Annotated in this window: 26 protein-coding genes; 4 read left to right on the top strand and 22 right to left on the bottom strand. The window is 64.3% G+C overall.

Annotation, left to right across the window (positions count from 1 at the left end; genetic code table 11):
• Window positions 1–2: 2 nt before the first annotated feature.
• From miaB to AUR_RS17530, 4 genes are all read right to left on the bottom strand, one after another.
• Complete coding sequence (miaB, locus tag AUR_RS17545; protein ID WP_375338536.1) at window positions 3–1,571, bottom strand: tRNA (N6-isopentenyl adenosine(37)-C2)-methylthiotransferase MiaB; 1,569 nt, start codon at window positions 1,569–1,571, stop codon at window positions 3–5.
• On the bottom strand, window positions 1,571–2,113 hold the full coding sequence (locus AUR_RS17540; RefSeq protein WP_062095992.1) for a regulatory protein RecX: 543 nt from the start codon (window positions 2,111–2,113) through the stop codon (window positions 1,571–1,573). The genes miaB and AUR_RS17540 overlap by 1 nt, the downstream gene beginning before the upstream one ends.
• Complete coding sequence (gene recA / locus AUR_RS17535; RefSeq protein ID WP_021472659.1) at window positions 2,103–3,143, bottom strand: recombinase RecA; 1,041 nt, start codon at window positions 3,141–3,143, stop codon at window positions 2,103–2,105. The genes AUR_RS17540 and recA overlap by 11 nt, the downstream gene beginning before the upstream one ends.
• A gap of 256 nt (window positions 3,144–3,399) precedes the next feature.
• The gene (locus tag AUR_RS17530; RefSeq protein ID WP_043426191.1) at window positions 3,400–3,621 is read right to left on the bottom strand and encodes a DUF3046 domain-containing protein; all 222 of its coding nucleotides are present in this window, start codon (window positions 3,619–3,621) and stop codon (window positions 3,400–3,402) included.
• Between the two features lie 41 nt (window positions 3,622–3,662).
• On the opposite strand from AUR_RS17530, the gene AUR_RS17525 reads away from it, so the two are divergent.
• Entirely contained in the window at window positions 3,663–4,238 is a 576-nt protein-coding gene (locus tag AUR_RS17525) for a MarR family winged helix-turn-helix transcriptional regulator (protein WP_052474103.1), read from the top strand.
• Window positions 4,239–4,323: 85 nt separating this feature from the next.
• Here the strand turns inward: AUR_RS17525 and AUR_RS17520 are convergent, their stop codons facing one another.
• From AUR_RS17520 to AUR_RS17490, 7 genes are all read right to left on the bottom strand, one after another.
• Window positions 4,324–4,758: a helix-turn-helix domain-containing protein gene (locus AUR_RS17520; RefSeq protein ID WP_021472656.1), complete on the bottom strand. Its 435-nt coding sequence runs from the start codon at window positions 4,756–4,758 to the stop codon at window positions 4,324–4,326.
• A 137-nt stretch (window positions 4,759–4,895) separates the two neighbouring features.
• Window positions 4,896–5,405 carry a CinA family protein gene (locus AUR_RS17515; protein WP_062095990.1) on the bottom strand — a complete coding sequence of 170 codons (510 nt, stop codon included), beginning with the start codon at window positions 5,403–5,405 and terminating at the stop codon, window positions 4,896–4,898.
• Window positions 5,402–6,004, bottom strand: a complete 603-nt coding sequence (gene pgsA / locus AUR_RS17510) for a CDP-diacylglycerol--glycerol-3-phosphate 3-phosphatidyltransferase (RefSeq protein WP_031216628.1) — start codon at window positions 6,002–6,004, stop codon at window positions 5,402–5,404. Before pgsA ends, AUR_RS17515 begins: the two co-directional genes overlap by 4 nt.
• A 23-nt stretch (window positions 6,005–6,027) precedes the next feature.
• Window positions 6,028–8,895: an FtsK/SpoIIIE family DNA translocase gene (locus AUR_RS17505; RefSeq protein ID WP_021472653.1), complete on the bottom strand. Its 2,868-nt coding sequence runs from the start codon at window positions 8,893–8,895 to the stop codon at window positions 6,028–6,030.
• A 90-nt stretch (window positions 8,896–8,985) separates the two neighbouring features.
• Window positions 8,986–10,677 (bottom strand): ribonuclease J, encoded by a 1,692-nt coding sequence (locus tag AUR_RS17500; protein ID WP_021472652.1) that lies wholly within the window; start codon window positions 10,675–10,677, stop codon window positions 8,986–8,988.
• A 27-nt stretch (window positions 10,678–10,704) separates the two neighbouring features.
• On the bottom strand, window positions 10,705–11,616 hold the full coding sequence (dapA, locus tag AUR_RS17495; RefSeq protein WP_021472651.1) for a 4-hydroxy-tetrahydrodipicolinate synthase: 912 nt from the start codon (window positions 11,614–11,616) through the stop codon (window positions 10,705–10,707).
• Between the two features lie 61 nt (window positions 11,617–11,677).
• Window positions 11,678–12,022 carry a hypothetical protein gene (locus tag AUR_RS17490; protein ID WP_021472650.1) on the bottom strand — a complete coding sequence of 115 codons (345 nt, stop codon included), beginning with the start codon at window positions 12,020–12,022 and terminating at the stop codon, window positions 11,678–11,680.
• A 118-nt stretch (window positions 12,023–12,140) separates the two neighbouring features.
• Between AUR_RS17490 and AUR_RS17485 the strand changes: the two genes are divergently transcribed.
• Entirely contained in the window at window positions 12,141–13,376 is a 1,236-nt protein-coding gene (locus tag AUR_RS17485) for a heparan-alpha-glucosaminide N-acetyltransferase domain-containing protein (protein ID WP_062095988.1), read from the top strand.
• Here AUR_RS17485 and AUR_RS17480 read toward each other — a convergent pair.
• The 9 genes from AUR_RS17480 to AUR_RS17440 form a co-directional block, all read right to left on the bottom strand.
• Window positions 13,352–13,840: a hypothetical protein gene (locus AUR_RS17480; RefSeq protein WP_062095986.1), complete on the bottom strand. Its 489-nt coding sequence runs from the start codon at window positions 13,838–13,840 to the stop codon at window positions 13,352–13,354. The two genes, AUR_RS17485 and AUR_RS17480, sit on opposite strands and share 25 nt — an antisense overlap.
• 4 nt (window positions 13,841–13,844) lie before the next feature.
• Window positions 13,845–14,603 carry a 4-hydroxy-tetrahydrodipicolinate reductase gene (gene dapB, locus AUR_RS17475; RefSeq protein WP_021472647.1) on the bottom strand — a complete coding sequence of 253 codons (759 nt, stop codon included), beginning with the start codon at window positions 14,601–14,603 and terminating at the stop codon, window positions 13,845–13,847.
• A 79-nt stretch (window positions 14,604–14,682) separates the two neighbouring features.
• Complete coding sequence (locus AUR_RS17470) at window positions 14,683–15,138, bottom strand: molybdenum cofactor biosynthesis protein MoaE (protein WP_021472646.1); 456 nt, start codon at window positions 15,136–15,138, stop codon at window positions 14,683–14,685.
• Entirely contained in the window at window positions 15,128–15,631 is a 504-nt protein-coding gene (locus tag AUR_RS17465; protein ID WP_021472645.1) for a MogA/MoaB family molybdenum cofactor biosynthesis protein, read from the bottom strand. The genes AUR_RS17470 and AUR_RS17465 overlap by 11 nt, the downstream gene beginning before the upstream one ends.
• A complete protein-coding gene (moaC, locus tag AUR_RS17460) occupies window positions 15,628–16,212 on the bottom strand; it encodes a cyclic pyranopterin monophosphate synthase MoaC (protein WP_021472644.1) in 585 nt (194 codons plus the stop codon). The genes AUR_RS17465 and moaC overlap by 4 nt, the downstream gene beginning before the upstream one ends.
• Complete coding sequence (locus tag AUR_RS17455; RefSeq protein WP_021472643.1) at window positions 16,200–17,414, bottom strand: molybdopterin molybdotransferase MoeA; 1,215 nt, start codon at window positions 17,412–17,414, stop codon at window positions 16,200–16,202. Before AUR_RS17455 ends, moaC begins: the two co-directional genes overlap by 13 nt.
• 66 nt (window positions 17,415–17,480) lie before the next feature.
• Window positions 17,481–19,094, bottom strand: coding sequence for a molybdopterin-dependent oxidoreductase (locus tag AUR_RS17450; protein ID WP_128397271.1), 1,614 nt, complete (start codon window positions 19,092–19,094; stop codon window positions 17,481–17,483).
• A 5-nt stretch (window positions 19,095–19,099) separates the two neighbouring features.
• A complete protein-coding gene (locus AUR_RS17445) occupies window positions 19,100–20,290 on the bottom strand; it encodes a sensor histidine kinase (protein ID WP_062095984.1) in 1,191 nt (396 codons plus the stop codon).
• A complete protein-coding gene (locus tag AUR_RS17440; protein ID WP_021472640.1) occupies window positions 20,277–21,011 on the bottom strand; it encodes a response regulator transcription factor in 735 nt (244 codons plus the stop codon). Before AUR_RS17440 ends, AUR_RS17445 begins: the two co-directional genes overlap by 14 nt.
• A gap of 165 nt (window positions 21,012–21,176) precedes the next feature.
• Here AUR_RS17440 and moaA point away from each other — a divergent pair, with 165 nt between their 5' ends.
• Both moaA and AUR_RS17430 read left to right on the top strand, forming a co-directional pair.
• Complete coding sequence (moaA, locus tag AUR_RS17435; protein WP_206616263.1) at window positions 21,177–22,304, top strand: GTP 3',8-cyclase MoaA; 1,128 nt, start codon at window positions 21,177–21,179, stop codon at window positions 22,302–22,304.
• Window positions 22,305–22,308: 4 nt separating this feature from the next.
• A complete protein-coding gene (locus AUR_RS17430; protein WP_021472638.1) occupies window positions 22,309–22,575 on the top strand; it encodes a MoaD/ThiS family protein in 267 nt (88 codons plus the stop codon).
• Here the strand turns inward: AUR_RS17430 and AUR_RS17425 are convergent.
• Window positions 22,572–23,027 carry a DUF1579 family protein gene (locus tag AUR_RS17425; RefSeq protein ID WP_128397220.1) on the bottom strand — a complete coding sequence of 152 codons (456 nt, stop codon included), beginning with the start codon at window positions 23,025–23,027 and terminating at the stop codon, window positions 22,572–22,574. The genes AUR_RS17430 and AUR_RS17425 overlap by 4 nt on opposite strands.
• 19 nt (window positions 23,028–23,046) lie before the next feature.
• Window positions 23,047–24,390 (bottom strand): M16 family metallopeptidase, encoded by a 1,344-nt coding sequence (locus AUR_RS17420; RefSeq protein ID WP_128397219.1) that lies wholly within the window; start codon window positions 24,388–24,390, stop codon window positions 23,047–23,049.
• Window positions 24,391–24,460: the final 70 nt, after the last annotated feature.

Genomic DNA, 24,460 nt, shown 5'->3' with positions numbered 1-24,460 from the left:
GGCTAGGCCCGGCGGGCCGGAATGGCGGGCATGCCCAGCGAAACACCGGCCTTCCCGGAACCGGCACCTGGCGCCGGTACACCGCAGGACTCGGCCTGCGAACGGTCCCAAGCGTCGCCTGCCCTGGACCGGCGCACGATGTAATCCTCGGGTCCGGCAGGGTCCGCAACCAGATGGAATGCCGCGGCCTCAGTAATGATGACCGTGACGAAATCGCCGGGACGGGGTGCTTCTGCGCCCTCCGGGACGGAGAAGTGCACCAAGCGTTGGTCCTTGGCGCGGCCGGACAGGCGGTGCGTCTCCCCTGCTTTCCGGCCCGACTGGGCGGTCACCAGGACCTCGACCCGCCTGCCAAGCTGCTTGGCATTCTCCTCGGCTGCAATGCGGTCCTGAAGCGCGGTCAAGCGTTCGTAACGTTCCTGGACCACGGCTTTGGGGAGCTGCGCGGGCAACTCGGCAGCGGGGGTTCCCGGACGCTTGGAGTACTGGAAGGTGAAGGCCGACGCGAAGCGGGACTTTTCCACGACATCCAGGGTGGCTTGGAAATCTTCTTCCGTCTCACCCGGGAAACCCACGATGATGTCCGTGGAGATGGCCGCCTGCGGAATCCGCTCCCTGACCTTGTCCAGGATGCCCAGGAACCTGCTGGAACGGTAGGAGCGCCTCATGTCCTTAAGGACCTTGTCGGAGCCGGACTGGAGCGGCATGTGCAGCTGTGGCATGACGTTGGGTGTCTCCGCCATGGCCTCAATAACGTCATCCGTGAAAGCGGCGGGGTGGGGACTCGTGAAACGGACGCGTTCCAGCCCGGCGATCTGGCCGCATGCACGCAACAGCTTGGAGAACGCCTGGCGGTCACCGAACTCCACGCCGTAGGAGTTCACGTTTTGGCCGAGAAGAGTTACTTCCACGGCGCCGTCGTCAACCAGTGCCTGGATCTCAGAAAGGATCTCGCCGGGGCGGCGGTCCTTCTCTTTGCCGCGGAGCGAAGGCACGATGCAAAACGTGCAGGTGTTGTTGCAGCCGACCGAGATGGAAACCCATCCCGAGTACACGGAATCACGCTTGGTGGGAAGCGTGGACGGGAACACATCCAGTGACTCGAGGATCTCGAGCTGGGCTTCATTGTTGTGCCGTGCCCTGTTCAGGAGGGCGGGAAGGGCGCCCACATTGTGCGTACCAAAAACGGCATCCACCCACGGTGCTTTGCGCACAATGGTTTCCCGGTCCTTCTGGGCCAGGCATCCACCCACCGCGATCTGCATTCCGGGGTTGGCTGCCTTGACCTGGCGAAGTTGTCCCAGGTTTCCGTAGAGCTTGTTGTCCGCATTCTCCCGCACCGCGCAGGTGTTGAACACGATGACGTCGGCAAACTCCCCGTCCGCCGGAACATAGCCGGCTTCTTCCAAGAGACCGGACATGCGCTCGGAATCATGGACGTTCATCTGGCAACCGAAGGTCCGGACCTGGTAGGTCCTGGGCTCCACGGAGGATGCCGCCTCCTGAAGCGTCCCAGGTACCAGGGAAGGCTGCGTGGATTCTTGTGCAGGGGATGGAATGGTCAAACTCACTACTCAAGGGTACCGGCTTCTGCCAGCACCTCACCGACGATCCTGAAGGCCAGTGAAGGGGAATAGCCCTTGCGCGCGAGCATGGAGGCCAACCGGCGTGTGTACTTGTCCCGCTCAGCCCGGTCGGTCAAATCCATGCCCGGCCTCAACTTCCGCTGGACAAGCTCGCGCGCTGCAAGTTCCTCGTCCTTGTCCGAGACCTGGGCCAAGGCTTCCTCGGCATCTTCGAGTTCGATGCCTTTGTCAGCCAGTTCCCGTCGCAGGGCGCCCTTGGCGAGCTTCTTGGTCTGCGATCGGCTTCGTACCCACATGCGGGCGAACTCGGCGTCGTCGATGAGCTGGACTTCCTCAAAGCGATCGAGAACAGCCTCGGCAACGTGCTCAGGCACTTTACGTTCGGCAAGCTTCCGTGCCAGTTGGAGCCGGCTCCGCGGCGCCATCGTCAATTGCCTCAAAACGATGGCGCGCGCAACAGATTCCGGGTCCGGTTCCGGATCGGCAGCAACCGGCGAATCCGGATCCGGCCCGTTCCTAACCGTCAACGGCCTTCAGCTTGGGCGATTCCTCTTCGGGCTTCACGCCTACGCCAAGCTTTTCCTTGATGAGGCGTTCCAACTCCTGGGCAAGCTCCGGGTTGTCCCGCAGGAAGCGGCGTGAGTTCTCCATGCCCTGACCGAGCTGATCGCCGTCGTAGGTGAACCAGGATCCCGACTTCTTGATGATGCCGTGTTCCACGCCCATGTCGATGATGCCGCCTTCGCGCGAGATCCCCTGGCCGTAGATGATGTCGAACTCGGCAATTTTAAAGGGCGGAGCCATCTTGTTCTTGACGATCTTTGCCTTGGTCCGGTTACCGACGGAATCGGCGCCTTCCTTCAGCGTCTGGATGCGGCGGACGTCAATACGCACTGAGGCATAGAACTTCAGTGCCTTACCACCGGTGGTGGTTTCCGGCGATCCGAAGAAGACGCCGATCTTCTCACGCAGCTGGTTGATGAAGATCGCGGTGGTCTTGGTCTGGCTCAAGCGACCGGTGATCTTTCGAAGGGCCTGGCTCATGAGGCGCGCCTGGAGGCCAACGTGGGAATCGCCCATCTCGCCCTCGATTTCAGCGCGGGGAACCAGCGCAGCCACGGAGTCAATGACGATGATGTCCAGCGAGCCGGAGCCCACCAGCATGTCCATGATTTCCAGAGCCTGTTCACCGGTGTCCGGCTGTGAAACCAGCAGGGCGTCCGTGTCTACGCCAAGCTTCGCGGCGTAATCGGGATCCAGGGCGTGTTCGGCGTCAATGAAGGCCGCGATGCCGCCGTTACGCTGTGCATTGGCTACAGCATGCAGGGCGACGGTGGTCTTACCGGAAGATTCCGGTCCATAGATTTCCACGACCCTGCCGCGCGGGAGTCCCCCGATGCCAAGGGCCACGTCCAAGGCAATGGAACCGGTGGGAATGACCTCGATCGGAGCGCGGGTGTCATCACCCAGGCGCATGATGGAGCCTTTGCCGAACTGCTTGTCGATCTGGGCAAGCGCTGCCTCGAGCGCCTTCTCACGATCCGGGGTTGCCGCCATGGTTCACACCTCTGATGCTTTCTCGCTGTGGAGTGGCCTGAACGGCCGCTTTCCTGTCACGTCTGACGCTAATGCGGCGCTCTGACATTTTTAGCTGCCCGCTTGGCCTATGTGGAAAACAAGGGCCGCCGGAGCGTGGAATGCGTCCTTCAGGATCAATTTTCCTCTCACAGGAGCATATCCAAATCCGAACAGATATTCGAACAACGCGACGGCGTGTCCCGGCCCGGCGTCGACCAGCTGGACCGGGTTACGGCTAACCGGTGGGTTTGATGTCCCGGCCAAGCCTGCGCTCGGGTGGCACGTCCTGCACGTCGCAAACTGCCAGCCAAACATCGCGGGGGTCGAAACCCGAGGCGAGGGCGTCCGTAGCGGTGCGGCCGCCAACTCCGGCGAGCACCAGGGATCCGGCAAGCACCCGGGAATAGCCCGCCCCGAATTCGTCGTCCATCAACCGCCAGAAATCACTTGCCCTCACGGATAGAGTCTCTCATGTCGCCGGACCCTAGAATGGTTGCCATGAGCAATCCTCTCCCCCATGCACCGGCCACTGCCGTCCAACGCGACGAAGTGGATGATGCCCTTCAGCAGGTTGAACACCAGCTGAGCTTGCTCTGGCGCCGCGCCCGTTCCATCTCGCACCAGCTTTCCCGCCAGGTCCATCCGGACATGGAACCCGCCGCCTATGGACTGCTGACCATCATCCGCCGCGAGGGCCCCATCCGCCTGACAGACCTGGCCTCCTGCGTTGGAGTCGGCAAGCCTTCCGTGAGCCGCCAAATCGCCTTCCTGGAGAGCCTCGGGCTTGTCTATAAGGAGGCAGATCCGCAGGACGGCAGGGCCCAGTCCATCCGGTTGACGGACAAGGGCGAAGAGAAGATGCACCAGGTGCAGGACGCCCGCCGGCAGGCTTTCCGCGAACGCCTGGGGACATGGCCGCTGGAGGACGTGCAGACCCTCGCCGAGTACATGGAAAGGCTCAACGCCGTGTACGGAGAGGGGCTGATCAAGGAGGCCCCAGCCAAAGACGACACCGCCGTAGAAGCCCCCGCCTCGGAAGACACTGCCAAAGACCCCGGGGACGCAGCGCAGTAGCAGATCCGGCGGAACCGCTGTCCGTGCCACCAACGCGAAAGGTCCCCAGCCAGTGGCTGGGGACCTTCGACGTACTAGGGGACGGTTACCGCGCTCCGGACAGCATGCCCTGGCCGAAGTCGTCGGTGAGATCGAGATCCCGACCGTAACGCTGGGAGAATTCCTGCGGAACCGTGTCCGGTACCGCAACTCCCTCTGCAACTGCGACGCGGTCGCTTACTTCGCGCAGCATGCTGGACAACGGTACGTCCAGTGCGGTGCAGATAGAAGACAGGAGCTCGGACGAAGCTTCCTTTTGGCCGCGTTCAACTTCACTCAAGTATCCGAGTGAAACGCGGGCGCTGTGCGAGACCTCGCGGAGGGTGCGGCCCTGACGCTGGCGGACATCGCGCAGTACATCACCGATTTCGTGGCGTAGTACGACCATTTTGCGCTCCTTCTGTTCGCTCTGTGCCTGATCAGCCAAGCCCACATCCTTCCAGCGGACAACGCCGTTCACGGATACGGGCTGCTTTACCATCTGTATCGCCTTGCTCCCTCGTTCTTCCGGTTCGCTGGTTGGCGGACCGGGTTGGTTTCTACATCCTAGGCGCCCCGACCATTCCGAAGCGACACAATGACACAACTATTGGCAATCAGTTTTTGTTCCCGACTACTTTACGAACGGTAACCATCCCCTTCCAACCCGCCAAGCAGCCTCGCCAACGCCGCAACACACGCTTGGTTCCTAATGGATTGCCTGTCCCCCTCGAAGGAGTATTCAAACGCCTTGGATCCGGATTCTGCGGCGATTCCGATGAAGACCGTCCCCACTGCCTTGCCGTCATGGGCGTCCGGCCCTGCGACTCCGGTAGTGGAAATGCCGATGTCCGCCCCGCAGGCCCGGCGGGCTCCCGTGGCCATTGCTGCCGCCACGTCTCCATCAACGGATCCAACGGCGTCAAGGAGATCCTGCGGGACGCCCAGGACCGACGCCTTCACGGAGTTCTGATAGGCGACTACACCGCCCTGCAGCATCCCCGACGCGCCGGGAGTATTCGCGAGGGCAGCGGCCACCATTCCGGCCGTCAGCGACTCTGCCGTGGCCACTGTCAGGTGCCGTTCGAGCGCCAGCCGGACAGCCGCCGTCGCGGTTTCCGCTGCGTCGGCACCTACGGCGGCGCTCATGCTTTCCGCCCGGCGGCCCGAAGCTTGAGAGCCTGGATGACGTATTCGACGCCGGTCCAGAGCGTGATGGCCAGCGCAGCCATCATCACCCAGAACGCGACGTCGACGAGCCATGGCGCAATGGCTTTCAGGGGCATGGTGTACAGGAAGATGGCCACGGTCTGCACAACCGTCTTGAGTTTGCCTCCGCGGGAAGCGGGCATCACGCCGTACCTGATGACGAAGAACCGCAGCGCGGTAATACCCCACTCCCTGACCAGGATCAGGATGGTCACCCACCAAGGCAGCTCCCCCAGGACGGAGAGCAGGACGAGCGCTGAACCGATCAGCAATTTATCCGCAATGGGATCGGCGATCTTGCCGAAATTGGTGATGAGGCCCCGCGCCCGGGCGATGTCGCCGTCGAGCTTGTCCGTGTAGATCGCCACAGCGAAAGCCACGACGGCGGCCCACCGCCAGAGACCGTGCCGGCCATCGTCCGCGAGCAGGAACCACACGAAAAAGGGCACCAGGACGATGCGGAGCATGGTGAGGATATTGGGCAGGTTCCACACTTCGGAACCCCTAGACGTGGCATTGTCGCCCTCGGCTGTAGTCACTTCTCTAGGCTACCGTCTGGACGTCAGCGGCCTGTGAGCGACCAAGCGTCTTCGCCGCCTTCGTCGTCATCGGAACCATCGGCCCCGTCGAAATAATCGATCGACTGGGTGCGGTTGTCGAGGTCCGCGGCAACGACGTCCTCGGCGTAGCCGCCGACCGCGATGTTGGCGTTGGCGTTATCGCTCAGGGCGGCGGTCTGGGCGTCGGGAGCCGCAGGGGCCTCCTGGCCCTTCATGGCAGCCAGCACGGCGGCGAGATCGTCCGGCTTCACCAGGACGTCCCTGGCCTTGGAGCCCTCGGAGGGGCCCACGACGCCGCGGGACTCCAGGAGGTCCATGAGGCGTCCCGCCTTGGCGAATCCGACGCGGAGCTTGCGCTGGAGCATGGACGTGGAACCGAACTGCGTGGTAACCACGAGTTCCGTGGCCTGCAGGAGGACTTCGAGATCGTCTCCGATGTCATCATCAATCTGCTTCTTGGGAGCCTCGGCGGCAACGTCGTCACGGTAGACGGCCTGCAGCTGTCCCTTGACGTGTTCCACCACCTTGTGGATTTCCGATTCGGATACCCAGGCACCTTGGACGCGCATGGCCTTGGAAGCGCCCATGGGCAGGAACAAGGCATCGCCTTGACCGATCAGCTTCTCTGCACCCGGCTGGTCCAGCACGACGCGGGAGTCGGTGACGGAGGACGTGGCAAAGGCCATTCGGGAGGGGACGTTGGCCTTGATGAGGCCGGTGACGACGTCCACGGAAGGACGCTGGGTTGCCAGCACCAAGTGGATACCGGCCGCACGGGCCAACTGCGTAATGCGGACGATCGAATCTTCGACGTCACGCGGGGCCACCATCATGAGGTCCGCGAGTTCGTCCACGATCACCAGCAGGTACGGGTAGGGCTTGATGATCCGCTTGGAATCGACCGGCGGCGTGACCTTGCCCGCACGGACCGCCTTGTTGAAATCGTCGATGTGCTTGTAGCCGTAGTTCGCGAGGTCGTCATAGCGGGCATCCATTTCACGCACTACCCACTGCAAAGCTTCCGCAGCCTTCTTGGGGTTGGTGATGATGGGCGTGATCAGGTGGGGAACGCCTTCATAGGCGGTAAGTTCCACGCGCTTGGGGTCCACCATGACCATGCGGACTTCATCGGGAGTTGCACGCATCAGGATGGACGTGATCATGGAGTTCACGAAACTCGACTTGCCGGCGCCCGTGGCACCGGCAACCAGGAGGTGGGGCATTTTGGCGAGGTTGGCAACCACGTAGCCACCCTCGACGTCCTTGCCGACGCCCATCACCATGGGATGGTCTGTCCGCCGCGCGTTCTGGCTCCGCAAAACGTCTCCCAGGGACACGGTTTCGCGGTCCGTGTTGGGGATTTCGATGCCAATGGCCGACTTGCCCGGAATGGGGCTCAGGATACGGACATCGCTGGAAGCAACGGCGTAGGAGATGTTCTTGGACAGCGCCGTAACGCGCTCCACTTTTGTTCCCGGGGACAGTTCGATCTCGTACCGGGTGACCGTGGGTCCACGGCTGAAACCCGTCACCGTGGCGTCGACATTGAACTGGGTCAGGGTGTCCGTCAGGGCAGCAACGACGGCGTCGTTCGCTTCCGTGCGTTCCTTCGGAATGGACCCCGGCGTGAGGTAGTCGGAGGCAGGAAGCGTATAGGTGACATCTCCGGCCAAGGACAACTGTTCCGTGCGCTGCGGGATGGGAGTTTGGGGCAGCGGGGCTCCGGCGGGCTTGGCCGGAACCTGTGCCACGGGAGTTGTCATCTCCGGACTCAGTACGGGGATGGCCTCCGTGGGATTGTCGGCACCCGGGGTGGCACCTGCGCCCGGCGCAGCGGCCAGGCCCTGTGCGGCCTTGATCTTTCCGACGGCGATTTCGGCCTGGGTGGGCCGCCGTACGCCCGGCGGGACGCGCGGAGCGGCATCGGCGGGAGATTCGTCGTCGTCCACGATGGCGTGCTCGAAGGCCTCGTCGCCCACGTAGCCTTCCAAGTGTGGATCGGCTTCCTGGTCCTTGCCAAAGAGGCGTGTGCGCTTCTTCTTGCCGGCCTTGGCCGGCTTGTCCTCTCCGTAGAGGTAGCTGCGGTCATGTGCTTCCTGGCTTGCCCGGGCTTCCTCCAGGTCCACGCCCATGAGGTGTTCGTAACCCGAGCGGATGCGGGCAGGAATGGCCCCGAAGGGAGTGGCGGTCACAATCAGCACCGACACAAACGCGAGGAGGCTGTAAAAGAGGACAGGTATGGCTACGTGGATGGCCGCCAGTGGTGAGGCAGCAAGGAAACCCAGCATTCCGCCTGCGCGACGGAGCCCGTCAAATCCTTCGCCCACGGAAGGCTGTCCTCCAATGACGTGCGCCAGGGCCGACCCCGCCAGCGCCATCACCAGGAAACCAATTCCCACGCGGTTGTTTCCGCGGCCGTCCTGCGGTTTCCGGAAAAGCCGGAACGCGCAAATGAAGAGCATCAGCGGCAGGAGCAGGGACATCCAGCCAAACGTGCCATTGACCACGCTGTAGACGATGTCCGGCAACCAGCCCGTCCATCCCCACCAGGCGAAGGTCGCAACAGCAATACCCAGCACCAGGTTGAACAGGGCAGCGCCGTCCCGCCGGTCCTCGGGGTCAAGGTCGCTGACATCCGAACCGATACGGCGCACTCCCGCGCCGACCACGTGTCCGATGCCCTGCCATGCACCGGACAGCATCCGAACCGGGAAAGGCGCTTGGGGTTCGACGGCGGACTGCTTGGTCCGCGTGGATCCACTGCGGCTGCTTTTGGCCGCCGCGCTGGATTTGGTTGCAGCTGAGCCCCGGCCGCTGCCGGTTTTACTGCTTGAGCTGCCTCGTGGCGTGGAGGAGGTACGGGTCGCCATATCTGCCACGCTACCGCAAGGGGGCCTGAAATCCGCGGATTTCAGGCCCCCTTGGGACTGCATGTTGCCTGCTGCTGGTTGCCTGGCAGCCTATGCCTCCAGGACCACGGGAATGATCATCGGGCGTCGGCGCAACTTGCGGTTCACCCACGTGCCGATAACCCTCCGGACCACCTGCTGCAGCTGGTGGTTGGTGTGGTCAGCGTGGTTCAGGACGGCTTCTTCCAGTGCGGCATTGATCTTCGGGATGATCTCGTCGAAGACGGAATCATCCTCAGCCACACCGCGTGCATGGATTTCGGGACCGGAAACGATTTTGCCGGTGGTCCGGTTGATGACGGTGATGACGGAGATGAAGCCTTCATCGCCAAGGATGCGCCGGTCTTTCAGATCGGCATCCGTGATCTCGCCGACGCTCGAGCCGTCGACGTAGACCAAGCCAACCTCCACTTGTCCTACGACTCGTGCCTTCTGGTTCCTCAGGTCGATGACGGTACCGTTGTCGCTCAGGATGACATTCTCCGCCGGCACGCCGGACGCGGCCGCAATGTTTCCGTTGGCGATCAGGTGCCGGGTTTCACCGTGGACGGGCATGGCGTTCAAGGGCTTGAGGATGTTGTAGCAGTACAGCAACTCCCCTGCTGCCGCGTGACCCGAGACGTGCACCTTCGCGGTTCCCTTATGGATGACCGCTGCACCGAGCTTCAGCAGGCCGTTGATGATGCGGAAGACGGCGTTCTCATTGCCCGGAATGAGGCTCGAAGCCAGGATGACCGTGTCGCCTTCGCCCACCACCACACGGTGGTCGCCGTTGGCCATGCGCGACAACGCCGCCATGGGCTCTCCTTGCGAGCCTGTGGACATGAGGACCACGCGGTTGTCCGGCAGGTCATCGATGTTCTTGATGTCCACGAGGATTCCCGGCGGGACGTCGAGGTATCCAAGCTTGGCGGCGATAGCCATGTTGCGGACCATGGAACGGCCAACAAAAGCCACGTTGCGCCCGTGCTTGGCAGCGGCGTCCAGGACCTGCTGCACCCGGTGGACGTGGGAGGAGAAGGACGCCACAATGATGCGCTTCTGCGCCTGCCCGAACAGCAGGTCCAGCGTTGGACCGATTTCCTTTTCGGCCGTGGTGAAGCCGGGAACATCGGCGTTGGTGGAGTCGGCCATGAAAAGGTCTACGCCTTCTTCACCCAAACGGGCAAAGTGACGCAGGTCGGTGATCCGGCCGTCCAGCGGCAACTGGTCCATCTTGAAGTCGCCGGTGTGGAGCACGGTTCCGCCCTCGGTGCGGATGAACACTGCCAGGGCGTCGGGAATGGAGTGGTTGACCGCCACGAACTCGCATTCGAACGGGCCGAACTGTTCCACCTGCCCCTCGGTGACGGTGAGGGTGTAAGGCTTGATCCGGTGCTCCTGCAGCTTCGCCTCAACCAGGGCAAGGGTCAGCTGGGAGCCAATGAGCGGGATATCGGCCTTGAGGCGGAGCAGATAGGGTACGGCGCCGATGTGGTCTTCATGTCCGTGCGTCAGGACAACACCGACGACGTCGTCCAAGCGGTCCTCGATGTAGGAAAAATCGGGCAGGATCAGGTCGACGCCGGGCTGTGTTTCTTCCGGGAAGAGTACTCCGCAGTCAACCACCAGCAATTTGCCACTGATTTCGAAGACCGCCATGTTGCGGCCAATCTCCCCCAGTCCACCGAGCGGAACAATCCGCAGCGTGCCGTGTGGCAGTTTGGGCGGAGTAACCAGTCCAGGAAGGGCGGTTTGGGTCATATTTTGCTTCTTTCCGGCGGAACCGTCCTAGACGTTGAAGTCCATTCCGGCCTCAGCCAAGTCCCCGCGGATGGTGTCGATCTCGGCCTGGTCCGGCTCCACGAGGGGCAAACGGACAACCGAGTTGGGCAGGACTCCCTGCCACTTGAGAATCTGCTTGGCGGCTACTGCGCCTTGGACCCGGGTCATGGTTGCGCGCACCACGGGCTCCAATTCAAAGTTAATGGTCCTCGCTGTCGCGAGGTCGTTCGCGTTCATGGCATCAATGAGCTCACGGAAGCGCCGGGTGGCCACATGCGTGGTGACGCCCACAAGGCCGGCAGCACCCATCGCCATCCACTGGAGGGTCAGGCCGTCATCACCCGAATAGAAGACGAGGTCCGTTTCAGCCATGACCCGCGTGGCGGCGGCGAAATCGGCCTTGGCGTCCTTCACGGCAACGATGTTCTGGTGCTGAGCCAGCGCGATCATGGTCTCGGGTGCGATGGCAATTGAGGATCGGCCCGGAATGTCATACAGCATGACGGGCAGGTCCGTGGAAGAAGCGATCGTCTCGAAATGCGCCCGCACGCCGGCCTGGCTGGGCTTGTTGTAGTAGGGAGTGACGATCAGAAGACCATCAACACCCAGCTGGGCGGCACGCTGCGACAAATGCACCGAGTGTGCGGTGTCGTTGGTGCCGGTTCCGGCGATGATGGCGGCCTTGCCGCCAACGGCTTCCTTGACGGCACGGAACATGCCGAGGTTTTCCTCATCAGTGAGGGTTGAGGTCTCCCCCGTGGTGCCGGTGACCACGAGGCCGTCGCAACCGTCCTGGACGAGCTTTTCTGCCAGCGCTGCGGCTTGGTCGTAGTCGACCTTGCCATCCTCGGTGAACGGGGTGACCATGGCGGTCAGCAGGGTACCAAGAGCGGGAATGCGCGCGCGGGAGTCAGACATAGGAAAAACGTTACCCTGTCCCGCGCCGGTTACGGGAATGCGGCCCGCGTGATGGTCGTCATCACCGGACGTTGGGACTCGCGGGGGTTCCCGCGGCCTCCTCCGAGCAGTAGCGCGATACGGCCAACTCCTTGAGGTGCTCAGCCCAGGTCACCAGCCGCTGGGTGGCCCGCACATATTCGAACAGCTCCAAGGGCGTCAGGGCGTCGAGGTCCGTCTCGGTCAGCCTGCGCGCGAGTTCGGCGCCGGGAGCCTGTTCACCGAGCACCACACCCTCGTGGCACCACTGCACATCCTCGGGCGGTTCGCCTGCCACGAGTTGCCTGAACAGGAAGTCCACCACTCCTGGACTCATGGCCTTCATGGGGCCGCGCATGCCGTCTGCTGATCGGGAAGCGTCGTTCATGCCGCCATATTATTCGAACATATGTTCGAAAACAAGGTCTCGGCGTGGGGAGGCGTCATGGCACGTCCGGGGAGCTTTCGATAATTCAGGCCGCCGTCGGCCGTGAGACGATCACTTCATGACTTCCCCGGGCACGACGCCGAACAGCATGGCTTCGCCGGGCCGCAACTTCTCTCCGCGCCTCACGGGCATCGACGCGGCACGCGGTGCCGCGCTTTTGGGCATGATGGCCACCCATCTCCTGCCGACCTTCGGACCTGCACCGGGTTGGGAACCAACATGGATCGGCTTGACCTTCTCCGGAAGGTCGTCAGCGTTGTTCGCGGTCCTCGCCGGAGTCGGTCTTGCCCTCGCCACGGGCAAACAGGCACCGCGCCGAGGGACTGAGCTGGGGGCCGACAAGAGTGGCGTAGCGCTGCGCGCGTTGGTGATCGCCGTCGTCGGGCTGGCGCTGGGCGGGCTGGAAGTCAACGTAGCCATCATCCTGGTGCACTATGCAGTCCTGTTCCTGTGCATCCTGCCCTTCCTTGGACTGGGCGTCCGGGCGCTGAGCGCGTGGGCGGCGGGATGGATACTGCTCTCCCCGGTCCTCGGCTACCTCGTCAGACCGGTGCTACTGGAGGCAAACCCGCCCTTGCAGCTAGGGCACAACCCCAACGTCGAAGACCTGCAGACCCCCGGGGCGCTCCTCGCAGACCTCTTCTTCACGGGTTACTACCCCGTGTGCCAGCGGATCTCGTACCTGCTGCTCGGTTTGCTGATCGGCAGGCTCGCGTTGTCCAAGCAGCGGGTGCAAGTCCTCCTGCTTGCCGTCGGAACAGCCGTGGCCATCGTGTCGAAAGTCCTGGGAATCCTGGCCATGGAAGCCTGGGGTGGGCGGGCTGCCTTGAGTACGCTGCCGGGCGTCCGCGGCTACCCCCTGGAGAGCATGCTCCAAGTGAACCTGACGGGCCTGCGCCAAACGGACTCATTGTGGTGGCTGGTCACCGCATCACCACACGCCGGAACCACGCTTGACCTGCTCCACACCGGCGGAACGGCCGCCGCGGCAATAGGTTTCTTCCTGCTGCTGGGCAGCTGGTCGGAAAGGATTGGCGTACGGTTCCTGCTGGTCCTCAGCGGTCCGGGAGCCATGACGCTGACGCTGTATTCGCTCCATGTGTGGGCGGTGTCCTGGTTTGTGGACCAGCCCCTTCCCAGCGGCTGGACGAACGAAACCATGTACTGGGCGCAGGCACTCACAGTGATCGCCGTAGGTGCCGTCTTTGCACTGCTCCGCCGCCGCGGACCCTTGGAGTGGCTGGCCCACCAGGCCTCACGCCTGGGGAGCTACCGCCCGGCGGCCGTCGACTGATCGCGGAACAGTTTCACGGCGTCGCGCATCGATGCCCGGGCACGCTTCCTGTCACCTGAAGCGTCATACGCACAACTGAGCCGGAACCATGAGCGCCAGTCCTCCGGGGCTGCCTCGGCCTCGGCCTTGTACTTTTCGAATTCAGCGTCCGCCGCGGAGCGGACGATCCTTCCGCCCGGAGTGCGCGGCAGGTTATCCACCGGAAGGCCGCCCTCGGCTTCGAGGACTTTGGCCATCTGTTCAGTCCGTGCACCGAAGAGCAGCTCGCGGATCAGCGCCCACGCACCAACCACAGGCAGGACGAGGTAGGCCGCACCGATCCCCTTGGCCACGGGGTTGGGGTCCCCCAGCAGCAACAACGAGCGTTGCAGGGAAACCACCAAGTACAGCACCAGCAGCAAGGTGATGGCGCCAACCCAGATCTTGGTCCTGTTGTTCTTGAGGGTGTGCCAGAAGTTCGACATGGTCCTAAAGCCCCAGGTCCAGGTACCCGTCAAGGCCCACAGTAAGGCCGGGGTGGGCAGCAACCTTGCGCAGGCCCAGCAGGACACCGGGCATGAAGGACGCACGGTCAAAGGAGTCGTGACGCAAAGTCAGCTGCTCGCCGGGGCCGCCCAGGAGCACCTCCTGATGTGCCACCAGGCCGCGCAGGCGGACGCTGTGCACGCGGACTCCGTCCACTTCGCATCCCCGGGCTCCCTCAAGGGCGGACTCCGTGGCGTCCGGGCTGGACGGCAGACCCGCTTCCTTGCGTGCCTCAGCGATCAACTGCGCTGTCCGTACTGCTGTTCCCGAGGGGGCATCCACCTTGTTGGGGTGGTGCAGCTCAATGATTTCCACCGATTCGAAGTACTTCGACGCCTTGGCGGCGAACGCAGATGCCAGCACCGATCCGAGGGCGAAGTTCGGAGCGATCAGGACGCCGGTGCCCTGCTGCTGCTCCAGCAATTCGCGCAGGGAGTCCAGGCGTGACGCGTCCCATCCCGTGGTTCCAACGACGGCGTGAATGCCGTGCTCGACGGCGAACCGGACGTTGGCTTCGGTGGTCTCGGGGACTGTCAGGTCCACGATGTACTGCGCTCCTGCCTCAAGCAGCGTCTCCAGGGAATCGCCGCGGCCAAGGGCGGCTACCAGCTTCATGTCCTCGGCTGCTTCAACAGCTTTGACGGCTTCGATTCCCATGCGCCCGCGGGCGCCAAGTACTGCTACGGCAAGTTGTTCGGTCATGGCATCAACACTACCGCCGGGGCCCGGACAGGACGGAACCGTTACCAGGCCGGCGAACCACTGCCAGGCAAAGCCCCGGCTACTCCCCCGCGCCGACCCATTCCACGGTGCCGTCGCTGAAGAACTGTTCCTTCCAGATGGGTACCTGGGCCTTGATCCGGTCAACCAGCTCGGCGCAGACGGCAAAGGCCTGCCCACGGTGCGCGGCAGCCACGGCGCACACCAAGGCGGGGTCTCCGACTTCCAAGGAACCCACGCGGTGCGCGGCCCAGATCCGGACGGGTTGTTGGGCCTCGCCGGAATGCTCGGCCACGAGCGCGGCCACTACCTCGGACATGGTGCGGTGGGCAGTGGGATGCGCACTGTAGCTCAAGCGGTCCACGGGTTTGCCGCCGTCGTGGTTGCGTACTACGCCGCTAAAGCTGACGACGGCCCCGGCCGTATCCGATTCGACGGCGGCTATAGCCTGGTCCACGGAGATCGGCTCGGCGCTGAGCACTGCACTGACAACTTCGAAGTCTGTTTCAGTGGCCATGGTTTCCTTCCAATTGTTCACAAAGGTGTCCGAGTAGCGGGTCCAGCACGGACAAACCGTCCATGACCCCTTTCGGCGAACCGGGGAGGTTGATGATGAAGGTCTTGCCGGCGGTCCCGGCATGGCCGCGGCTCAGCATGGCCATGGGTGTTTTTTCGCTGCCTGCACGCCTGATCCCTTCCATGATTCCCGGGATTTCGCGGTCCAGGAGTGGCAGGGTCATCTCGGGTGTGTGGTCGTCCGGGCTGAGTCCCGTCCCGCCGCTGGTGATAATGACCGAGGGCCCCTGGGTCAGGAGCGCACGCAGGGCCGCGCCCACCGGCTCACCGTCCGGCACCACCATGGTCGGAAATACATCGAAGCCGTGCTCCGCCAGCCAATCCTGGATGACCGGGCCGGTCCCGTCACGGTAGGTTCCGGCCGCCGCTCGCGTGGAGGCGATCACGACGCCGGCCTTCCGGGGCCCGTGCGCGCCAGGCTCGCAGGCGCTCATGCCTGTCCTCCAGCGGAAGGGTCGGCAACGGCCCCGGCGCCGGAGGTTGCAGCGTCGGAAGTTCCAGTGACTCCCGGTTGACCCCCAAGGCTCCAACTGCCGCTCTTGCCGCCGCTCTTGGCCAGCACATGGATGTCTGTGAGGACCGCGTGCTTGTCCACAGCCTTGATCATGTCGTAGACGCTCAACGCAGCCACCGAAGCAGCCGTCAGGGCTTCCATCTCGACTCCGGTGACGCCCCGGGTCTTGACCGTGGCGAGGATTTGGACAGCATCCCGCCCCAGTTCAAAGTCCACAGTGACTTTGGAGATGGGCAGTGGATGGCACAACGGAATGAGCTCGGGAGTCTTCTTGGCTGCCATGATTCCGGCGACGCGTGCCACCGCCAGGGCATCGCCCTTGGGCAGTTCGCCCGCACCAAGGAGGGCAAGAACCTCGGGCCTGCTCCGCACTGTTGCTGCTGCTGTGGCTTCGCGGGTGGTGACAGCTTTGTCAGAGACATCAACCATCTGGGCCGTACCGTCGTGGCGCAGGTGTGTCAGGCTACCGGATTCATGGGAAGTTTGGTTCACAGCACCCATACTTCCACTTCGTCTCCTGCTTGTAATTCCGTGACGTCGGCGGGCACCTGGATCAATGCGTTGGAGCGGGCCAGCGCATGGACGAGGTGCGAACCAGCGCCGCCTTCAAGGCGGACTACGCCGTTTTCGATGATCCCGCGCCGCACCTGGTGCTTTCCCTTGGGCGATGTCAACGGTTCGGCGAGCCGTGCCGGCAGCATCTGCCTGGGCCTCGGCGCACCGAGGACTTCCGATAGCGCAGGCCGGAGGAACATTTCGAACGACACGAGGCAACTGACGGGGTTCCCGGGAAAGCCAAGGAAAGGGACGTCGTTGAAGGTCCCGATTCCCTGCGGCCCGCCCGGCTGCATGGCCACGGGCACGAATTCGACGTCTTCGCCTGCCATTGCCTGGCGCACCACCTCGTACGCGCCTTTGCTGACCCCGCCGGTAGTGACCACAAGATCCACGGCACTTCCGTTGTCCGTGTGCTTCCGCAGGACATCGAGCAGCCCGGCAGGATCGTCGTCGGAGATTCCGTTCCGCACCACCTCAAGCCCCGCCTGGCGCATGGACGCCTCCAGAAGCGTTCCGTTGGAGTCGTAGATTTTGCCTGTCACCAGCGGGTTCCCGGGTTCGACGACCTCATCGCCGGTGGTGACCAGCAGTACCCGCAGTGGACTGCGCACTTCCACGCTCGTCAGACCGAGCGCCGCCAGCAAGCCCAGTTGCGCCGGCCCCAGTGATGTCCCGGCTGCCAACGCCAAGGCACCTTCGGCGATGTCGCTTCCGGCATCCCGGACGAAGGTTCCGGGAGCCGTGGCAGGAAGCCGGACCAGCGCATCTACGGCTCCGGCGGCAGGAAACACTGAAGGAACCGCCCGCTCGATCGGGACGACGGCGTCTGCCCCCTTGGGAAGCATGGCGCCGGTCATGATGGGAACGGCAAAGCCACGTTCCAGTGCCGCCGGCCGGGCACCGGCCGGAACCGGCGCCCCCACCCTGAGCTCCGCGCCGCCGTCGGGGATATCCGCCGAGAAAACGGCAAAACCGTCCATCTGCGAGTTGGCGAACGGCGGCAGCGACACCGGTGCCCGCAGGTCTGCTGCGAGCGCTCTTCCTATGGCATCCAGCAGCGGCAGTTCCTCGGTGCCTTTCCGGGCTGCTTGCCTGGTGAGCAGTTCCACGACGGCGCCGCGGTGGGCAGCAACGGATCTTGGCACGGGCGTCCTCCTGTGTTCAGGGTCATTCTCAGGTCCGTACGATCCGGACCTACCCAGCGTAGGGCCTCAGGCGACCTTCACGTTGATGGTGTGGTAACCCGTGGCGCCGTCGGGAGCTACGGGCGAGCGCTTCTCGACCTGCGGTTCGCCGGTGGAGTCCGTCGCCCGGACCTGCACCTCGTAGTCGCCGGGGGCGAGGTCCAGCGCCAACTGCCACTGGTACCAGGTGTCGGCGGAGATCCCGGGAGCAAGCTCAGCCACTTTCCAGTCCCCGCGGTTGACACGCAATTCCACCCGGCTGACGCCCCGGTGCTGGGCCCAGGCGACGCCGCCGAACTGTACAGTCCCTGCTGCGGCGGTCCGCCCGCTGCGTGGCACATCGATCCGCGACTGGGTTTTGATGGGACCCCGGTCGCTCCATCCGCGCGTTGTCCAATATGCTTTTTCGTCCCCGAAGCGTGTGACCTTCAATTCAGTGACCCACTTGGTGGCGGAGACGAATCCGTACAGGCCAGGGACCACCAGGCGAACCGGGAATCCGTGTTCAAGGGGCAGCGGTTCGCCGTTCATGCCCACGGCGAGGAGGGCGTCCCTGTCATCGGTGAGCGCTTCAAGCGGCGTGCCGGCAGTCCACCCGTCGTTGCTCGTGGACAAGACCACGTCCGCCCCTGGTTTGGGGACGGCGAGTGCAAGCAACTCCCTGACGGGCCAACCGAGCCAGAGCGCGTTGCCAATCAGGTCCCCGCCCACCTCGTTGGATACGCAGGCGATGGTGATGTGCCGCTCCGTCATGGGCTTGGCGAGGAGGGTCGCAAAGTCGATCTCGATCTCGCGTTCAACGAGCCCTGTGACTTTGAGCTTCCAGGACGGCGGGTCAATGGCCGGTATGGTCAGTGCGGTGTCGATCCGGTAGAAGTCGGCGTTCGGCGTCACCAAGGCACTGATGCCCTCCACCGGGAGCGAGGCCCCGGATGGAACCGTTTGCGGCGGTGTGGCCGGCCTCGGGAGGGTCATTGACCCGCGGAACCCGGACGCGACGGCGGTTGCCCGGGTAAGGACGGCCGTCACCGCTCCCGCGGCTACTGCGGCCATGGACCAGCCGCCCAAAGCGTTGAGGAAGCTGCGGCGGGCCAGGGATGTGCGGGGCACAGCCTCCACCGGCCGGTCCCACGCGTCCAAGCGGCGGATCAACGCCCGGAGCACCACCATGGTCACGACCGCCGCAAGCACAGGGGCGAAAGCCGCCGGCGGGGTGGACTGCGCCCGGGTCAGGACGGCCGTCAATCCGGCGACGCCGGCCAGCCCCGCCAGAGCGAGCCCCCACCCGGTCCGCCGGCGTTCGAGCACTCCGGCGGCAGCGGCCAGGATGGCAGCACACACAACGATGGACACCACCAGCACGATCTTGTCCGCCGTGCCGAAAAGCCGGATGACCACGTCTTTGACTACCGGCGGTACCGCGTCGATGACCGCTCCCCCGAGGGCCGTGACCGGTGAGACGAGCGGGCTGAGAAATGCTGCCGTCACCTCGCCGGCCGCGATGCCTGCTCCGCCGGAGACCACGCCGGCGCACGCGGCCCACCACGCACTGTTGCCGACGGCGGCCCGGCCCTTCACGGCGTCGCGCCCTTTCGTGGTGCCCGGCCCTTTCGTGGTGTCCGGCCCTTTCGTGGTGTCCATTCCTTTCATGGTGTCCCTCCCTGGTGGGCGCCGGCTCCAGCGGACTCTCCTGCCGGCAGTGCCAGCGCAAAGCGGCAACCGCCGTCGACGTTCTCCACCTGGACCGTTCCGCCGTGCGCCTTGACGATTCCGGCAACCATGCTCAGCCCGATCCCCGCGCCGCTGTACATACCCTGGAGCCCCGCCGGCGCGCCACGTGACGGGTCCCTCTGCCACCCGGTTTCGAAGAGGTGCGGGATGTCCTCCTCCGGAATTCCGCCGCATTGGTCCTGGACAGCCACTACGGCGTATCCGTCCTCGCGCCCTACCCAGACGTGGACCTCCGTGCCGCTGCCCGTGTAGATGACCGCGTTATGCAGCACGTTACGCAAGGCCCGGGCCAGGCTGGGACCGTCAGCCACTGCCATGCACTCCCGGTCGCCGCCGCCGTCGAGGGTCACACCGCGGCCGGCCGCCAGGGGCGCGAGATCGGAAAGTGCATCGCTCACGAGGTCGTACAGGTCCAGGGCTTCGGCCCGCAACCGGAGTGACCCTGCCTGGATTTTGGAAAGCTCCAGGAGGTCGTTGACCATCGCCGTCATTTGTTCGGTTTGTCCGATGATCTTCCGGTAGTAACCCGGTACGTCGGCGGCCATGCCATCCTCGAGTGCTTCGGTCATGGCACGGATACCTGCCAGCGGCGTCCGGAGGTCATGCGAAATCCAGGAAACCAGCTCCCGGCGCGCAGCTTCCACGGCCGCTTCCCGGTGCCGTGATTCGGCCAGGCTTCGGCTGCTCGCTTCCAGCTCTTGTGCCAACCGGGCGAGTTCGGAGGTCATGGCCGGAGCAGCGCGCTCCGCACCATCCCCGGCTTCCAACGTTTCACCCCGTCCAATCCTCCGCGCGGCCTCCACCAGGCGCGAGGCATTCCTGGAAACCCCCACTCCCAGCATCAAGGACAGCACCACCGCAACCACCGAGGCCATGGCCAGGATGTACCAAATGATTTCGAGGTCCCTTGCCGAGATGACCATGGCGTTGAACGCGCTGACCATGCCGGCCACCAGGACTGCCACGGTGCCCACCACCACCAGGCAGATCTGCGCCAGTACAGACGCACGGCGCAGGAGCCGGAGCAGGAAGAGCGTGAAGGCTCCAATAACCAACGCCCACAAGAGCACCCAGCCAAGGATGGTGGCAAGTTCAGTGCCCTGCATGCCCGTCTCCTGAATCGAACCGGTAGCCAACTCCCCATACAGTCTTCAAGAGTTCAGGCTTGGTGGGATTCTCCTCGACCTTCTCGCGCAACCGGCGAACATGGACCGTCACCGTGGAGAGGTCGCCGAAGTCCCAGCCCCACACCGCTTTGATGAGTTCCTCCCGGCTGAACACCTGGTTGGGTCGCCGCAGGAGGAACGCCAGGAGGTCGAACTCACGCACGGTCAAGGTCAAGGCCGCGCCGTGATGGGTGACTGTGCGGGACGCAGGATCCAGCACGAAGCCGGCCAGCTCCACGGTCGGCTCAGGAGAGTACTCCTTGATGCTGCGCCGCAGCACGGACTTGACCCGCAGCACCAGTTCGCGGGGTGAAAAGGGTTTCGTGACGTAGTCGTCGGCACCCATCTCCAGTCCCAGGATCCGATCGTCCTCGGTTCCCAAAGCGGTAAGCATGATCACCGGTACGCTCATGGCCACCCTCAGCCGGCGGCACACTTCCACGCCGTCCAGCCCGGGGAGCATTCGGTCCAGGAGCACCAGGTCGGGCTGACGCTCCGCCGCCAGCTTAAGGGCCGTGAACCCGTCAGCGGCGAGGTCCACCTGGAAGCCGGCCCGGGTCAGGTAATCCCGTACGACGCCGGCAATTGTTTCCTCGTCCTCGACCAGGAGGATCCGGCGGTTCCCGGGCTCCGCCGCCGGTGTTGCCGCATTTGTGCTCACGTTTTCAGCATAGGTTCGCCGGACCCGCCCGGCACGGGAAATGGCTCCCGGGAGCCAAAGCGTAGGGATTTTGTAAGAACTGGCAAGGTGGCTTGAGCGCTTCCGGAGAGTCCGCTGAGTGGAACTGGTGTCACGCATCACGTCCCGGTGGCGTAGCCTGAATTCATGAGTGTTCAGCTGGGCATGCCGCCGCTTCCCTCGGGCGGCACGGCAGGAACGGGACAGGTTCCGCCCCCACGGCCCGCCGATGTGCCGACGGGGTTGTGGGACCGTTACGGACGCCGCGCCACCGACATGCGGCTTTCCCTGACCGACAAATGCAATCTCCGGTGTACCTACTGCATGCCCGCCGAGGGGCTTGAGTGGCTCTCCAAGCAAGCCGTCATGACCAAGGACGAGATCGTACGGATCGTGCGTGTCGGCGTCGGGGCCCTGGGCGTCCGCGAACTGCGCCTGACCGGAGGCGAACCCTTGGTACGGGCCGACCTGGTGGACATCATCGCCGCCCTTCGCGCAGAACAACCGGACCTCCCTATCTCCATGACCACCAATGGCGTCGGACTGGACAAGAAAGCCGCTGCCCTGAAGGCGGCGGGCCTGACCCGCATCAACGTTTCCCTCGACTCCCTGCACGAGGAAACGTTCACCAAGCTCACCCGGCGGCCCTTCCTGGACCGTGTCCTTGCGGGCGTGGATGCGGCCTGGGAAGCAGGGCTGGGACCGGTCAAGCTGAACGCTGTCCTGATGCGCGGCATCAATGATGCCGAGTCGCCGCACCTGCTGGCATGGGCGTTGGGACGTGGTTACGAACTGCGGTTCATCGAGCAGATGCCGCTTGACGCGGACCACGGCTGGACGCGCCGCAACATGATTACGGCCGCCGAGATCCGGGAGATGTTGTCGACTGAGTTCGTGTTGAGCGCGGATCCGCGCGAACGCGACGGGGCTCCGGCGGAACGTTTTGAAGTACGACGCCGGGATGCGGCTACCGGTGAACCGGCAGGTGAGGTCCTCGGAACAGTCGGCATCATCGCGTCCGTCACCGAACCGTTCTGTGCCGATTGCCGCCGGACCCGGATCACCGCCGAAGGCAAGATCATGAGCTGCCTCTTCTCCCACGAAGAGTTTGACCTCCTGGGCCTCCTCCGCGCAGGAGCAACGGACCAGCAACTCGCCGAACGGTGGCAGGACGCGATGTGGGTCAAGCCCAAGGCCCACGGCATGGACCACACGGGACTGGGTGCACCTGACTTCGTGCAACCTGACCGCAGCATGAGCGCAATCGGAGGCTGATACCTTGCTCGTCCGCTACTTCGCTGCCGCGCGCGCCGCGGCAGGCGTTGAAGAAGAAATCCACCACCTTCCGGAAGGCACCAGCCTGGAAGCCTTGCTGGAAGCGGCGCTCGCCGTCGAACGTCCCCAGCCTCCCGAAGGCACCCCGGCGCTTGCGCGGATCGTGGCAAGGAGCAGTTTCCTGAGGAACGAGGTTGCCGTCAGGGACCACTCCGCGCCGCTGGGAGCGGAGGACGTCATCGACGTCCTGCCGCCGTTCGCCGGCGGTTAGGCCTTCCTGAAGACGCTCTTGAGCAGCGGGCTGAACGCGGTTCTGCCTTCCAGGCGCAGTTCCGCCGTGTGAACCAGGGTTCCTTCTTCCACGCGGAACGTGTGGCGGGCAACGCCGTCGGCCGTTCGCCGCTCGAAACCCAAGGTGCCCGATGTCCAGTGGCCCCGGACCGGCGCTGAGGGCGCCTGCCCATGGCTGTCCACGTAGTACCACAGGGTGCCGCCGTGCGTCGGATCCACCGAGAACATCCCGTGGCCCTCAAGGTGGGCGCCGCCCGATTCCTTGTGCCTGTAGCTCTGGACGACGGCATGCCCGCCGGCTGCAGCCGTGAACACAGCCTCGGCCTCGGCCGTACGTGCCGGTCCCCACGCCGAGGATGCTATCTCCGTGATGCCCCGCCAGCGCCCCAGGAAGGGGCGCAGGACCTCTGCTGCGTTCTTTGGTGTGTCCACGGCGACTCCAGCGGTTGCTTTAGAACCCGAACGTTTCGTTCTCTTCGAAGGGTCCCACGACGGTGATGGTTCGCGGCGCTGCGGCGAGCTCTTTGGCGAGTTCCTGGACTTCGTCCACCGTGACCGCCCGGATACGTTCCAGGGTCTCGTCGATATCCTGGAACTCTCCGGAAACCAGCTCGGCCCGGCCAAGACGGGACATCCGCGAACCGGTGTCCTCCAGAGCCAGGACGATGCCACCACTCAGTTGGCCCACTGCTTTGCGCAGTTCCTCCTCCGTGATGCCGTCGGCCGCGAGCTTGTCCAGCTCCACGCCCAGCAGTTCGAGGACCTGGCGGACCTTGGAGGGGGTGCAGCCTGCGTACATGCCGAAGTATCCGGCGTCGGCGTAGGCCGCTGAGAAGGAATACGTCGAATAGACGAGCCCGCGCTTCTCCCGGATTTCCTGGAACAGCCTGGAGGACATCCCGCCGCCGAGGACGGCGTTGAGCACGCTCATGACGAAGCGGCGGTCATCGGTGGCCACGATCGTAGGGCAGCCTACGATGATGTTGGCCTGCTCCACCGGGCGCTTCACGACATGCAGGCCCGCTGTGCCGGTAATGACGGCACGATCGGTGGGACGGCGGTCGACGGGAGCTGCCGCGGGGTCAAGATTCCACCCCGCGGCCTGCACCGACTTCAGGACAAGATCGCACACGACGTCGTGGTCCAGGCCTCCGGCAGCGGTAATCACCAGCTCCTCCGGACGGTAGTAGCGCTGGTAGTGCGCCCATACGGAGTCCCGGGCGACGGCCTTGATGGCATCGGGCGTACCCCCGATAGGGCGGGCCAGGGGGTGGCTCCCAAGAACTGCCGCCACGAATTTCTCGTGGGCGACGTCCGTTGGATCGTCACTGTCCATGGCGATCTCTTCGAGGATGACGTCGCGCTCCTGCTCCAGTTCCGCGGGGTCGAGCACGGCGCCGGTGATCATGTCGGCAATGACGTCGATGGCCATGGGCAGGTCTGAGTCCAGCACGCGCGCGAAGTAGCAGGTGCTCTCCTTCGCGGTCGCCGCGTTGGACTCGCCACCCACCTCGTCGAACGCCGAGGCAATTTCCAGTGCGGTCCTGCGCTTGGTTCCCTTGAACAACAAGTGCTCCAGGAAGTGCGTTGAACCATGCTGGCCCTCGGCCTCGTCGCGCGAACCAACTGCGACCCAGAACCCGATGGTGGCAGAACGCTGGCCCGGCATTGCCTCGGTGAGCACCCGGACGCCGCCTGGCAGGACGGAACGCCTCACGACGGAGCCGCCTTCGGCTCCGTGAATCAGTTCGCCGCCGGGAAGTGTTTGCTCCAAGGGCAAGGGTACGACAGTCATTAAAACCTTTCAGATAAGCCGGAAGGGCCGGTGGACTTTAAGGCCCACCGGCCCTTTCAGGGTACTGCTT

This window comes from Paenarthrobacter ureafaciens, assembly GCF_004028095.1.
In the GTDB taxonomy this organism is placed as follows: domain Bacteria; phylum Actinomycetota; class Actinomycetes; order Actinomycetales; family Micrococcaceae; genus Arthrobacter; species Arthrobacter ureafaciens.
The sequence above is the reverse complement of the archived record's forward strand: the minus strand, read 5'-3'. Positions and strand labels throughout refer to the sequence as shown.